The organism is Nostoc sp. (assembly GCF_036916735.1).
Classification (GTDB): Bacteria; Cyanobacteriota; Cyanobacteriia; order Cyanobacteriales; family Nostocaceae; genus Nostoc.
The window spans coordinates 59,777-71,600 of sequence record NZ_JBALFV010000040.1 but is presented as its reverse complement, the minus strand read 5'-3'; the positions used below and the strand labels follow the sequence as shown (position 1 = coordinate 71,600).

The following is an 11,824-nucleotide window of genomic DNA, read 5'->3' as shown; positions in this document are numbered from 1 at the left end:
AAATAATGTAAGTCGCGTACAATTGCCAGTCATAAGTACGTTTGGGAAGCATGGAGACTATAAACGCCTAAAGTTGCAAATGACTAGTGAGAGCCAAAGTAAAAAGTAAACCTTGGGTTGAAGTTTCGATCCAAGGTTTACTTTTAAATCAGTGAACAGTCAATAGTTATCAGTTATCACGGTAACTCTATTGGGGATTTAAATCAGTTATAAGTGAACAATGAACAGTTATCAGGCTCCCAATTGAGTTGCATTTTTTAACTGATAACTGATAACAGATAATTTTTTAAATGGGCACTAGTCCTGTAAAGTGAAAGTCAAAAGCCATGCTTTTAATTCTGGGCTTTCTAGCTGTAATGAAATGGTAGATTTATTTCCGCCGACGTGTACTAGAGACTGGAAAAGGCTTTTCCTAACATCCAATATTAAATTACCGAGACAAAACCTATGGCTAAATCAAAAGAGCAAAAAGAGCAAAAATTACAACCGCCACAGCAGCAAGAAACACCAGGTGTTGAATCAGAAATGACACCAAAACCCAAAGCAGATGATGCCCAATATCGGGGTAGTGGTAAGTTACAAGATAAAGTAGCATTGATTACGGGTGCAGATAGTGGTATTGGTCGTGCTGTAGCGATCGCATTTGCTAAAGAAGGTGCAGATGTGGCAATTCTTTATCTCAATGAACACGATGATGCCAAAGAAACAAAACAATTGGTAGAAAAACAAGGACGTCGTGCAGTAACCATTGCAGGCGATATTGGCGATGAAACTTTTTGTCAGCAAGCTATTCAACAAACAGTTCGGGAGTTTGGCAAACTGGATATTCTGATCAACAACGCCGCCGAACAACATCCCAAAGAAAGTATCGAAGAAATCACCAAAGAACAACTAGAGCGAACTTTCCGCACCAATATATTCTCGATGTTTTTCATGACTAAGGCTGCACTCAAGCATTTACAAGCAGGCAGTTCTATCGTCAATACTACATCGGTAACAGCTTATAAAGGTAATCCACAGCTACTAGATTATTCCTCTACAAAAGGTGCGATCGTTGCTTTTACTCGTTCCTTATCAAAAAATTTGGTATCTAAAGGAATTCGCGTTAATGCTGTGGCGCCAGGGCCAATTTGGACACCTTTAATTCCCTCAACTTTTCCTGAAGAGAAAGTTGAAACTTTTGGTAAACAAGTACCAATGCAACGTGCCGGAGAACCAGAAGAAGTTGCTCCTAGCTATGTATATTTAGCCTCTGATGATGCTTCTTATGTCTCTGGACAAGTGTTACATGTAAATGGTGGAGATGTTGTCAATGGTTAAGTGAAATAGTTAGGAGTTTGGAGTTTGGATTAGTTATAACAGATATCTTCTTAATTTATAACTCTTAACTTTTAACTCTTAACTCCTAACTCTTAACTTTTAACTCTACCCTGATGGTCTTCCATTAGAGGGATGAATAAATGTGGTAATATTGATACTCTATCTAACAGCAAACATTTAAGAAATAATAAGTACGTTTATGGCATCTCCTACACCACTGCATGGCACGGAACTGGTAGATTGTGCTAGAGCAAATGCCAAACAAGGAATTGAAACTGCTGCTTATCAATGTGGCTATGGTGAAGACCTCAATAAATTTGCACGAGAACTCAGACAAGCTTGTGAAGACATGAATTTACAAGTGAAAGAACTTAGTGGATTGATTACTGAGCAGGACTTGATACTGCAATTAGGTACTGGCGAAATTGTTGCTCCAGATACAGAATCAGAATTGTAAAAGTTAGTCATTTGTGCTTTATTCTTCACTAATGACCAATGACTAATACTTCTCTACGAGAAGCTGCATGCCGCAGGTTTTACGGCAACACTCAGTACAAGTGACTAATGACTTTTTTCATAACTTTTAAATTACTTTTGCCAAATTGAAGTAAATCAAAACGCCCACGACATCAACTGTTGTAGTAATGAATTGTGCTGACATTAATGCCGGATCTAAACGAAGGTAGTGGAATAGAAACGGCAGTGCTGAACCGGAGATAGAAGCTAAAAAAAGCAATCGCTACTTCTAATCATCCTTGCAAAAAATAAGCCCACACAGTAGCGATCATAAGCTGTCGCGTCTAGAAGTTGCCTCATAATCTGTGAAGTAAAACCTGCAAAACCTTTGCTCTGCTCCTTTGCCGTCTCAATGTGCAAATTAAAAACACAACAGCTTACCTAACATCCTTCCCAATAATACCCCTACGTAGACGCTTCTTCGGCTTGTGTTAGATATCGCCTCCTGGCCAATTATCTACGTGAGACATTCTAGACGGTAAAGTTTAAATTGTTTGTCTAGCCAGTTTGAACAAGGTTGTTGCTTTTAGTCTAAGGAAAAATGGGAATGTGTAAGGTTAAACTTGTGATTTTCTGACTTGAAATAAATTGAAAACTTTTATAAATAAATCAATAATCAGGGTTTTAGACGCTGATAATTCCTTACGTTCAGCGCACCCCGTAGGGGATCATGCTATGCAAAGCGTCTCGTAGACAAGTTGTCACGTAACGATTCCCTGGATAGTTCATCGACAACAAGTTTACTCGAAAAGTTACGATAATCTATTAATTCCAGCAGATTGTGTTTTATAGCTTAAATACATGACTAGTGAGGCTTTTGCAAAACTTTTCGCTTCACTCACTTGCTTGTTAGTACTACTCCAATACAGTTCGGTTAAGGTTATTGGTTGGGTGTTGTGGTGTGTCTTAACATTGCAATTGCTAGTCAAGACAAGCGTTATCGATAGACAAATTATCTTATCAAAACCGTATTGGCATTACTCCAATATAGTTCAGTTAGAGGATGTTTTAAAAGTACCAGAAGGTATAATTTTGCCGTTCTGACTTGGGTTAGCTCTGATGAAAAACCAAAGTTTTACCCACGTATTGAGATACTTATCTGTGCTAATTATAAAGAGCAAAAAACCCTTTTAAAACATCCTCTTAAGCATTTCTTTCTTCTCTTTGCGTCCTTGGCGGTAACCTGCGGCAAGCCCTTCGGGTTGGTGCAGTCGCTCATGGGGGAAACCCCCATCGCCCTTGGGAGAAAACCGCGCCGCATCGGTGAAGCAGCGTCTACGTTAAAAAAATTGACGATAAAGAGTTTTAGCCTTAACCCAAGCGTATTGAGTACTATTCTCTGCTCGACCTTGTGACAAAGATATGAACTAACACTCAAGATGAAGCATAGATAAATAATATTTTTTCAAATCTTTAAAGATTACAAGCCTTCTTTATCCAAATTTCATGTAATTAATAACTATGTAAGTGAAATACATCAACTTCATCGGGCTGATTAGTAATTTTTTTAAAAAAATCATCAAAACTTTGATATTCCTTTAAAAAAGATATATCAATGTAAACCTTTAAACAAAGTTCTATAAAGAAGATAGACATAATATCTTTATTTATTGTCAAATGGAAAATTAATTAATCCCATGAAAATACTTAAATAATAATATGTAAAGATATTATTTTAGCTACTTAGGTGTATATCTGCCCTGATTAGTGTTGCTTCACCTCAACTTCATGCACCTGCATATCAGTGAGATTAGAAGCTCCCAATAGACGTAACTAATCATTTTTGATTAAATTCATGAAACTGATATTTACATCCATCAAAACTCAGAAATTTGTCGAGTTCAAACAAATATTTATAAGGAATAATACACCCTTGAAGTAATTTGTGGTATCTTTTATCATACACATTTATATATATCTTAGTTTTAGGCAAAGTAAAACAAGGTATATAACTTCATACTGTTTTATTTTCAGGTTGATACAAATAAACAGTATAGATAGCAAGGCTATTTCATTGTAATCTAGCCCGCCTCAGAATTCATTCTGAGTCTAATAGCCAAAGTCGTCTAAAAGCGACTGAGAAAAGGTTGTAATCCGTAAAAACGGACTTTAGCTATCAGAGAGTAGAGTAACTTTAGTTATGGGCAGTTTAGGTCTATAACGAAATAGCCCTAGCAGAGGTAGTAGTAAAGCGAATTAGTAAAAGACTAGACAGACAATAGAAAATTGTATCAGCAATTCAATCCATAATATCAATGTCAATCAACATGATAATCAGCTAATTATTTTAAAAAATATGTAATTTTTTTAACTTACATATTTTTAAAATATTCAATACAAAACTGATTTTTAAACATTGATTATGGAATTACTTTTAGTACTATTGTGAGGCATATATCTCAATGACCAATTCACAAAATCAACAGTTGTCAACATCTCTAAGTCCAATAAGTCTTCAATCACCTCTACAAAGCATTGATCGCGTGTTATCTCAAGGGGATGGACTTAAAGCAGAGTACTACGACAACATCGACTTCACTAACTTGAAGCAAACTCGCACAGATCCGACAATCAACTTTAACTGGGGTCTTGCTTCTCCAGATCCATCTATCAGTGCAGATACCTTCTCAGTGCGTTGGACAGGTCAGGTAGAAGCCAAGTACAGCGAGACTTACAACTTCTACACCACTAGTGATGATGGTGTGCGACTGTGGGTGAATGGTCAGCAAATCATCAATAAGTTTGTCAATCAATCTGCCACAGAATACAGTGGCGCGATCGCACTAGTTGCAGGGCAGAAGTACGATATTAAACTTGAGTACTATGAAAATAAATACGATGCCGTTTCTCAACTGTCTTGGTCAAGTTCTTCTCAGACCAAAGAAATCATTCCTCAGTCGCAACTGTATAGTAATGTCAAGATATCTAGTAATGGCAACGGACTTAAAGCAGAGTACTACGACAACATCGACTTCACTAACTTGAAGCAAACTCGCACAGATCCGACAGTCAACTTTAACTGGGGTCTTGCTTCTCCAGATCCATCCATTAATGGAGATACCTTCTCAGTGCGTTGGACAGGTCAGGTGCAAGCCAAGTACAGCGAGACTTACAACTTCTACACCACTAGTGATGATGGTGTGCGACTGTGGGTGAATGGTCAGCAAATCATCAATAAGTTTGTCAATCAATCTGCCACAGAATACAGTGGCGCGATCGCACTAGTTGCAGGGCAGAAGTACGATATTAAACTTGAGTACTACGAAAATAAATACGATGCCGTTTCTCAACTGTCTTGGTCAAGTTCTTCTCAGACCAAAGAAATTATTCCTCAGTCACAACTATATTCACCAAATATTCAAACCGCTATCACATTAGGATCATCTTCCATGACTGTCAACGAAGGTGTTGATAGTGTGACCATAACGTTGTTGAGAAGTGGTGATTTAAGCAGCACATCTTCAATCAAATATGCAACTATAGCTGGTACTGCCACAGCAGGAGTTGACTACGGAAGTGAAGGCATCGAAAGCGCTGGAACACTTATTTTTGCGCCAGGACAAAGCAGTAGACAGATATCTATTGCGATCAATGACGATTCTTTAGCAGAAGCAGATGAAACCTTTAGTTTTGTCATCGATCAGACAGAGGGGGCAACACTAGGACTTCAAAGAACTCTCGGAATTACGATTCAAGATAACGATCACTCTAGCCTCGATTTTACTCAGCCAGTAGTTAATGAGAATGACGGTACTGCGACGGTGACAGTTACACGGGGTAACACTTTGGGGGTTGCTAGCCTGGACTACATAACCGTGGATGGGACTGCTAAAGCTGGATCTGACTACCACGATGTATCTGGAACCTTGTCCTTTGCAGCAGGACAAGCCAGCAAAACCATTTCTATAGCCCTTAAGAATGACAACGTTGGGGAGGTAAATGAAACATTCACTTTGAAGTTCAGTAACGCAGTTGGAGTGCAGCTAAATACTCAAAAGACAACCATCACTATTATTGATGATGACGCTGGTAACTTTGCTTTAGAGACGGTAGCTTCTGGTTTGAATCAACCTACAGCTTTTGACTGGACATCTGATGGGAAGCGCATGTTCATTGCCCAGAAAAATGGGGTAGTGCGAGTCTTGAACAACGGCACTTTATTATCAACACCATTTATCGATATCTCTGGACAGGTTAATGATACGCGCGATCGCGGTCTTTTAGGCATTGCCGTACATCCAGATTTTGGCAAAGCCACAAACCCCAAAAACTACGTTTACCTGTTGTATACCTACGACCCACCAGAAACTAATCCAAGCAACTCTAAAAATAATCCCAATAGCACATTAGACAATCCCGATCAGAATGGGAATCGGACTGCACGGCTAATTAGGGTTGAAGCTGATCCCAAGACTAATTACACCACTGCTATTGCTGGCAGTGCAGTTGTGCTGCTGGGTACTAATGGCACTTGGGAAAATATTAGCCACCCAGATGGAAATAGTACAAATGTCTCACTTGGCTACGCCCCATCAGGAATTATCAACAAAGATACTGGTAAGCCGTTTACCAGTTTACAGGATTATCTCAATAATCAGGATAAAGTCCAAAATATCCAAAATTTTATAGCTAACGATAGTGAATCTCACTCAGTTGGTTCTGTGCGCTTTGGCACCGATGGTTCTCTGTTTGTGAGCTTGGGAGATGGCACTTCTTACAATGGAATAGATCCGCGAGCAATTCGCGTCCAGGATGTCAATAATCTGTCCGGCAAGATCCTGCGGATTGATGCGATTACAGGTCAAGGCTTATCAAGTAATCCTTTCTACAACGGTGATCCTAATAGCAATAGTTCCAAAGTTTATAACTTAGGTTTGCGTAACCCCTTCCGTTTCACAATTGATAAAAATACCAATACCCCTGTAATTGGTGATGTTGGCTTCGATTCTTACGAAGAGATCAATATCGGAAAACCAGGAGCTAACTTTGGCTGGCCATTCTATGAAGGTGGCCTTGATACAAATGGCAAGATCATCAGTCTGAAACAACCAAAGTATGCTACCTTAGACGCAGCAAAAGCCTTCTATAGTAGTGGTAAACCTGTTACAGCACCAGCTTACACTTATAAGCATTTTGGTTCTAATTCGATTGTCATGGGTGACTTTTACACAGGCAGTACTTTTCCTTCAATCTATCAAGGTGCCTTATTTGTTGGTGATTTCAGTCAAGGAACTATCGATGCTTTGACATTGGATAGTCAGGGTAAAATTGTCTCAGTTAAGCGGTTTGCTTCTCAAGCAGACAGGCCAAATTTAGGAGTCCCTACACAAATCACCACTGGAAAAGATGGTAATTTGTACTACGCAAACTTGACCGAGGGTGAGATTGATCGCTTCCGAGCTGTTTAGAGACTAATATGTTTCGGGAGTGGGAAAGCAGAGAAAGCAGGGGAGGCAACCAGGGAATAGGGTACAGGTTACAGGGTACAAATTGTTCACTGTAACCTGTCACCTGTCACCTTTCCCCTAATCCCCATGCCCCATGCCCCATGCCCAATTCAAGATAACTTTGTTAAAAATCCCAATAACTTTTTGGTATTTGATTTTAGCAGGGTTCGACGATAAGCATCAGCAGCTTTTTTAATCGCTTCGGCTTGAGTGGGATAAGGATGAATTACACTACTTAATTTACTCAAACCGATTTTATTCACCATTGCTGTAGTTACAACTGATATCATCTCACCTGCGTGACTGGCGACAATAGTTGCACCGATAATTTCATCAGACTCCTTTTTATGATGGATTTTGAGAAATCCTGATTCTTCACCATCTGCGATCGCTCGGTCTACACTACTAAAAGGTATGTTAATTGTCGTCACCTCAATACCCAATTTCTGCGCCTCGTGTTCGGATAATCCTACATGGGCAATTTCTGGGTCAGTATAAGTTACCCACGGCATCACCAAACTACTGAGTTTCGAGCGTCCTATGCCAAAGGGAGAAAACAGCGTATTTTTAATCACAATCTGCGCCGCAGCATCAGCAGCATGGGTAAACTTCCAGTTCATGCAGATATCGCCAGCTGCATAAATTTTGGAATTCGTCGTTTGAAGATAATCATTTACCTTTACACCTTGGCAATTGTCATATTTTACACCCACTGCTTCTAAATTCAGACCTTCGACATTTGGCGATCGCCCTGCACCAACTAAAATTTCATCTACTGTCACCGAATCTCGATGACCATTAGAAGAAAAGTAAAGCCGTTTTCCCTCGGTAACAGTTACTACTTCTTCCAACTTAGAATTCAGAACCACGCGAATTCCTTCGCTAATCAAAACCTGTTGGAGAATTTTAGCAGCCTCAGCATCTTCTTTATTTAGAAGATGAGAACCGTTATGGAACAGTACCACCTCAGAACCTAAACGCCGGAAAGCTTGCGCCAATTCGCAACCAATGGGGCCGCCACCAATCACCGCTAAACGTTCCGGTCGTTGAATCAGGGAAAAAACCGTCTCATTAGTTAGATAACCCGCCTTTTCAATTCCTGGAATCGACAATTGTGCAGCTCTTGTGCCTGTCGCAATTACAGCTTTTTTAAACCGGAGGGTTTTGTCGTCAACTTTCACTGTATTTTTAGTTGCAAATCGCCCGCTACCCAAAAAGACATCGACACCCAAGTTTTGAAATCGTTCCGCCGAGTCGTTATGGCTAATACCAGCTCTTATCCGCCGCATTCTTGCCATCACTTTGGGAAAATCAACATCAATATTATGCTGGGGAATATTAACTCCCAAGTTTTGAGCATCCCAGATTTCGCCAACAACGCGGGCAGACCGAATAATAGTTTTAGATGGTACACAACCAACATTTAAGCAATCTCCACCCATGAGATGCTTTTCAATTATCGCCACTTTTAAACCCAAATCTAGACCCGCCGCACCCGCAGCCACTACTAATCCTGCCGTACCAGCACCAATTACTACCAAATCGTAAACATCGGCGGGTTGAGGATTAATCCAATTTGGCGGATGAACGTAAGACACCAACTTTTGGTTATACTCATCCGTTGGGCGAACTGTGACTATCTCTAAATCTGAATTGCTCATTGGCGAAACCTCTTTTAAGAATTGAAAATACTAAAGTCAACTACCTTTTAGGGGAATTCAAAATTACAAATTCCGATAAACTTAGACAGCTCAGTCTTTTATTTTTTATGCTTGTTTAATAAGGAATACAGCCTTTAAATTATTTTGTCCGTTTGGGAATTGACAGATACAATTGAAACTTTCCTGTATAAACGTTTCAGCAATCAATGATTTACAGCAATTTGCAGTGCTTCTTGTTCTGCACCTGGTAGCGGTAACAACTGCTGGGGCATTGTCGGATTACCGACTACCAATGCAGGACGATTTTTTATTGCTTTGCGCTTGTTTATTTTTTGCTGATGGGTTAACTGCAAAACTTGGATAGCGGGAGCGGTGAGAATAGTATGTTTTTCGATTAGGTATTTGCCAGACTGATCTTGCAAAGCTGGGAAGGGAACGAAAAATAACTCGGCTTGGGGGATAAAAATGACACGGGTATTTGGGTCTTGTGGTAAACTGACCCAATGTTATTCAGGGTCGCACCTTCCCCCGACTTGTCGCCAACTTGTTTGTTAATGGCTAATGCTTGTTGAAAAAACTCTAAGGCTTTCGGGTACTGACCCAAGTAGAGGTAAACTGACCCAATGTTATTAAAGGTCGCACCTTCTCCTTTACGCTCCCCAATTTCTCCAAATTGTAACCGCAGAGGCAGAGAGAATACTGAGAAAAAAGCCGATATTTTACGAGTCACCTTGAAAGGGCTAGTCATAGTTAATACACTTAAGCTAAAAAATTTCTGCAATTTTTTGGCATCAATACTTTTAAATATCTGAATGATTGTTAATTTGATCGTAGATTGTGATTTCTTCTATTGCCACACTTGAGCAAGCGCTTTCTGAGCAATTTTTGTAATATATACAGTCACGGCAACGGTAGCAATTAACCCAACTACTCGTATTACCCATTGCCAGATTTGAGTTTCTGGAGTAATTGATTGATGATAGGTGTTGAGCGTGGCAAGATTACCAACTAAAGAACCAATATAAACGTACATGATGGTTCCGGGAATAATGCCAAAGGAACCTAATATAGCGTGAGTTCAACGGGGTGAATTGACTCTGGTAGGAGGTTTTAGGTTTAATTCAAGAAGTAGGCGATCGCATACAGATTTTTCGTTTCAAATTACACCTACTCGTCAAGGTTCAAGGAGAATTGATCGCTTTATTTTTTCGCAAGTCCTTAGTATTAACTCACACCTCCTCACTGTCCTTCATAATCCATAAGGACTTGCACCCAGCGTGGTGGAGGGGGAATGGGGTTACCCAGACGATCAAAAAGGAACCATGCTGCCAGGTGTACCACAAAAAGGTAGATAAAGTTGTTGAGTACAATTAAAGCGATCGCTCCCACTTGAATCAAAAACACACTGGGACTGGTCAACAAACTCAAGTTAAAAAATACCCACTCTATAAACTCAGTCACCTGGGTAATTACATAAATCCATAGGTCTTCACCTGACAAAACAGACAGCAACCACAGCCGAAAAAAGACTCCCAAAGTACCCAACAGCGTACCCAAGGTGATAGAAACAATCCAGGGAACACGACGACGACACCACGTTGCTCCTAAAAGCACGCCCATAAATCCGTAAGGCATGACAAACAGCAAACTGCGGGCTGGTCCCATTAGTACCGTCAGCAGTAACCCAGAAGTGAGTGCTGACATCCATGCCGCACGCCTACCCCAACGCAGATAAACTAGAGCGATTGGTACGGGAAAAAATATCCGCAAAACTGGCCCCAAGGGAAAGTAGAAATTAATAAACCAAATCAAGCTAGCAGCACTTGCTAAAAATGCCGTTTCCACCATCCTTAAGGGTGCATCAGCCTTGAGTTGAGGAGGCATTAACTGCTGTTCTTTGTCTAACCAATGATTGTGGGGAGTTGAAGAATCAGGGGATAGATTTTCCTCTGGCTCATCTGGCAAAGAATCTAAAATACTCATATCTGACAAGTTTTAAACAATCATTCTTTCCAAAGCTGACACATCGGGAATGCAAATAGTCTCTTGATCCCGTTTAATCAAGCCTTTTTTTTCCAGTCTTGTCAACACTCTTGTCACAGTTTCCCGTGCCAGTCCGCTCAAACTACTCAATTCCCGATGAGGTAAATTAGGGATTTCAGTTCCTGTTTGCCCTTTTTTTCCCTGTCCTTCTGCCAAAAATACCAATGTATCTGCCACCCGTGACTGGCTATCAGATTCCCGCAACCGCAATCGGCGATTTACTTGGCGCAAACGTCGCGCCATTAGTTGCGCTAATCTAACTCCAGCTAAAGGTTCTATCTGAAGTAACTTGACAAAATCCTGAGCAGGCATACTACCGATTACCGTCGGGGCCAAGGTAATCACATCAGTGGATCGAGGTACTTCATCTAGCGCCGCCATTTCGCCGAACAATTCCCCTTTGCCAAGAATATTTAACGTTACCTCTTTTCCCTCCAGATTGTACGTGCGAATTTTTACCCATCCGTTCAAAATAAAATACACAGAACCGCCCCAGTCATTTTCTAGCAGAATTACCTGATTGGCTGGGTGAGTGCGGGTAACAAGATGGATGAGGGCTGATTCTACAGCAGTTTCTGGCAACCCTTGAAAAAAGGGAGCCGAGGTGATCATCCAGGAATTAGCCTGTGCTTGCAAGCTAGATCGGTCTTCCATTACGACATCTTTATTCAAGCGGCTATATATACACACAACAAACAAGAGCGCCATTTTCAGCCTAAGCTATCATTGCACAGCTCCCTTTCAAAAAGAAAACTAAACTATGCTACATAAGAAAGCGACAAGAACGTTTTTCTAAATAATCTTTACCTATAAGTTTAAACAGGATAAAAGTTTTGC

At 40.4% G+C, this 11,824-nt stretch carries 7 protein-coding genes and 3 pseudogenes; 3 read left to right on the top strand and 7 right to left on the bottom strand.

The genetic code is table 11. The annotated features are described in order from the left end of the window. Positions 1 to 447 precede the first annotated feature (447 nt). Positions 448 to 1,320 carry an SDR family oxidoreductase gene (locus V7L20_RS09755; RefSeq protein WP_334743876.1) on the top strand — a complete coding sequence of 291 codons (873 nt, stop codon included), beginning with the start codon at positions 448 to 450 and terminating at the stop codon, positions 1,318 to 1,320. A gap of 199 nt (positions 1,321 to 1,519) precedes the next feature. Beyond that, positions 1,520 to 1,777 (top strand): hypothetical protein, encoded by a 258-nt coding sequence (locus V7L20_RS09750; RefSeq protein ID WP_334743875.1) that lies wholly within the window; start codon positions 1,520 to 1,522, stop codon positions 1,775 to 1,777. Between the two features lie 126 nt (positions 1,778 to 1,903). Here the strand turns inward: V7L20_RS09750 and V7L20_RS09745 are convergent. After that, a pseudogene (locus V7L20_RS09745) lies at positions 1,904 to 2,105 on the bottom strand (magnesium transporter); the annotation flags it as partial. A 2,133-nt stretch (positions 2,106 to 4,238) separates the two neighbouring features. Between V7L20_RS09745 and V7L20_RS09740 the strand changes: the two are divergent. Next, positions 4,239 to 7,244 carry a PA14 domain-containing protein gene (locus V7L20_RS09740; protein WP_334743874.1) on the top strand — a complete coding sequence of 1,002 codons (3,006 nt, stop codon included), beginning with the start codon at positions 4,239 to 4,241 and terminating at the stop codon, positions 7,242 to 7,244. A gap of 149 nt (positions 7,245 to 7,393) precedes the next feature. Here V7L20_RS09740 and V7L20_RS09735 read toward each other — a convergent pair whose 3' ends face one another. The 6 genes and pseudogenes from V7L20_RS09735 to V7L20_RS09710 form a co-directional block, all read right to left on the bottom strand. Beyond that, the gene (locus V7L20_RS09735; RefSeq protein ID WP_334743873.1) at positions 7,394 to 8,944 is read right to left on the bottom strand and encodes a mercuric reductase; all 1,551 of its coding nucleotides are present in this window, start codon (positions 8,942 to 8,944) and stop codon (positions 7,394 to 7,396) included. Positions 8,945 to 9,147: 203 nt separating this feature from the next. Continuing rightward, positions 9,148 to 9,417, bottom strand: a pseudogene (locus V7L20_RS09730) (CHAT domain-containing protein); the annotation flags it as partial. After that, positions 9,339 to 9,692 (bottom strand): tetratricopeptide repeat protein, encoded by a 354-nt coding sequence (locus V7L20_RS09725; RefSeq protein WP_334743872.1) that lies wholly within the window; start codon positions 9,690 to 9,692, stop codon positions 9,339 to 9,341. The pseudogene V7L20_RS09730 and the gene V7L20_RS09725, both read right to left, overlap by 79 nt. Positions 9,693 to 9,791: 99 nt before the next feature. Continuing rightward, a pseudogene (locus V7L20_RS09720) lies at positions 9,792 to 10,013 on the bottom strand (TVP38/TMEM64 family protein); the annotation flags it as partial. A 170-nt stretch (positions 10,014 to 10,183) separates the two neighbouring features. Continuing rightward, positions 10,184 to 10,927: a DUF2232 domain-containing protein gene (locus tag V7L20_RS09715; RefSeq protein WP_334743871.1), complete on the bottom strand. Its 744-nt coding sequence runs from the start codon at positions 10,925 to 10,927 to the stop codon at positions 10,184 to 10,186. 12 nt (positions 10,928 to 10,939) lie between these two features. Beyond that, a complete protein-coding gene (locus V7L20_RS09710; RefSeq protein WP_334743870.1) occupies positions 10,940 to 11,641 on the bottom strand; it encodes a Crp/Fnr family transcriptional regulator in 702 nt (233 codons plus the stop codon). Positions 11,642 to 11,824 lie beyond the last annotated feature (183 nt).

What these genes read in the sequence shown, in the direction of transcription:
- V7L20_RS09755 (WP_334743876.1), top strand. Translation starts at nt 448, where the DNA reads ATGGCTAAATCAAAAGAGCAAAAAGAGCAAAAATTACAACCGCCACAG.
- V7L20_RS09715 (WP_334743871.1), bottom strand. Translation starts at nt 10,927, where the DNA reads ATGAGTATTTTAGATTCTTTGCCAGATGAGCCAGAGGAAAATCTATCC.
- V7L20_RS09740 (WP_334743874.1), top strand. Translation starts at nt 4,239, where the DNA reads ATGACCAATTCACAAAATCAACAGTTGTCAACATCTCTAAGTCCAATA.
- V7L20_RS09735 (WP_334743873.1), bottom strand. Translation starts at nt 8,944, where the DNA reads ATGAGCAATTCAGATTTAGAGATAGTCACAGTTCGCCCAACGGATGAG.
- V7L20_RS09725 (WP_334743872.1), bottom strand. Translation starts at nt 9,692, where the DNA reads ATGACTAGCCCTTTCAAGGTGACTCGTAAAATATCGGCTTTTTTCTCA.
- V7L20_RS09710 (WP_334743870.1), bottom strand. Translation starts at nt 11,641, where the DNA reads ATGGAAGACCGATCTAGCTTGCAAGCACAGGCTAATTCCTGGATGATC.
- V7L20_RS09750 (WP_334743875.1), top strand. Translation starts at nt 1,520, where the DNA reads ATGGCATCTCCTACACCACTGCATGGCACGGAACTGGTAGATTGTGCT.